Raw genomic sequence first — 1,696 nt, forward strand, 5'->3', positions numbered from 1 at the left:
ATGAAAGGCTTGTTCACCTCTACTTGTTAATCCCTTGAACTTTTTTAAAAACCATGTTTGACCCGTCTACCAGTGTAGGCTTTATGCTCAGCACCCATTCATCAAGAGGTGTGTTATGTCTATTCATCGTTCCTTCGCAGTGCCTCGTCCGCTGCTTTCATTTTTCGACGGACTGTCCGACCCAGCAAAAGGAATTGCACTGGCGCTTATCTCAAATGCGCTGTTCATATTAGTAGGCGTTATTGTCCGCGAGTTGAGCCAGACCATCGACATTTTCCAGATCTTGCTATTTCGACAACTGGTTTTCGTCACCTTATTAATGCCATCGATAATCAGCAACATCGACGCAATGCTCCACCCTAAAATGGTGTCGATGCATGTATGGCGTGTCACCGGTGCGTTCATCGCACTCTACTTCAGCTTCTTAACCGTCAGTAATATTCCGTTTGCCGATGCAACCGCATTAGGGTTTCTGAAGGTGTTGTTCGTGGCTGTTATCTCTCGTCTATTCCTGAAAGAAAACGTTGGCTGGGCTCGCATGACGACGATCTTAGTTGGCTTTGCTGGAGTGATGTTAGTCGTACAACCAACCTTAGAAAGTGAATCTCTGTTCTATGTTGGAACAGGATTAGTCGCAGCATTAGGTGCTGCTATTGCGGTTATCTGTGTGAGGAAAATGGCGAATGTAGAATCGAAAACCGTTGTATTGGCCTACCAAGCCATCTTTGTTGGCGCTGTTGCGTTAATCCCAGCGATCATCGAATGGCAATGGCCGACATGGTCTGAACTGGCTTTATTAGTTCTGGTCGGCGTTATCTCTTCTATCGGGCAGTGGTTTGGAGTGACAGCCTTTAAATGGGGAGAAGCGAACGTAGTGTCGAATGTCGAATACTCACAAATGATCTACTCAATGGTTCTAGGCTATCTGTTGTTTGCCGAACTGCCAAATTCACTCGCTTTGATCGGTGCAGCAGTGATCGTTTTCAGTGCGATTATACCTTTCATCCGAAAACAACCTCAATCAAGCTAAACATGGGAGTATGAGATGGAAGTGAAGCCACTGTCATCTCATTTAACTTTGCAACATTACTCACAACCCAACTGAAATAGTCTAGAGTAAACATCTTCCTTTCGCTTAGACAATTCAGCATAACGAAGAAATTTAAAGTCTGTTAGACCTTTCCGAATAGCCATAACCCATGGATTTCGGTCAAACTCTGCAAGATTACATGTTGTGTAAACCTTATTGTTTTGAAGGAACAAAAAACCCGAATTTGAATCTACAATGAACTGAGCTAGAGAGCTATCCAGTATATGAATCGTAATTAATTGGCTTTTACAGTCTTCCGCCAAGAGACTGAGTATGTCATGCCTAATTTTGTAACATTGCGAACCTAAACTTATGATATAATTTGAATTTCTAACCACATGCCCGACCAGCAAGCCAGAAGAAAAATACAATAAAAACTCTAGCTTCCCATTAGAATCGTCGTATTTTAGATTTGACTCTATTTCCTCTTTATAGACTAATCGATGATAGTCAAATATCGTTTTTTTGTCTTTATCACTCAAAGTATCAATAGATTGACATGTCATCCTATCAATGATTAATGGATAACCGCTATCATTATGAATCAACCTGTTTTTGTAACTTTCTAACTTTTTTATTTTTAGAATTTCATCCGAACTATAACAA

2 protein-coding genes are annotated in these 1,696 nt (G+C 41.1%); one reads left to right on the forward strand and one right to left on the reverse strand.

Going from position 1 to position 1,696, the window contains the following annotated elements:
* The first annotated feature begins 115 nt into the window (after positions 1-115).
* Positions 116-1,030 (forward strand): DMT family transporter, encoded by a 915-nt coding sequence (locus tag BCT81_RS23170; protein WP_102425998.1) that lies wholly within the window; start codon positions 116-118, stop codon positions 1,028-1,030.
* Between the two features lie 56 nt (positions 1,031-1,086).
* On the opposite strand, the gene BCT81_RS29215 is transcribed toward BCT81_RS23170, so the two are convergent.
* Positions 1,087-1,696, reverse strand: a 610-nt coding sequence (locus BCT81_RS29215; RefSeq protein WP_157938889.1) for a hypothetical protein, incomplete at its 5' end; no start/stop codon positions are given.

It is taken from the genome of Vibrio sp. 10N.261.52.A1 (assembly GCF_002876325.1).
GTDB classification, from domain to species: Bacteria; Pseudomonadota; Gammaproteobacteria; order Enterobacterales; family Vibrionaceae; genus Vibrio; species Vibrio chagasii.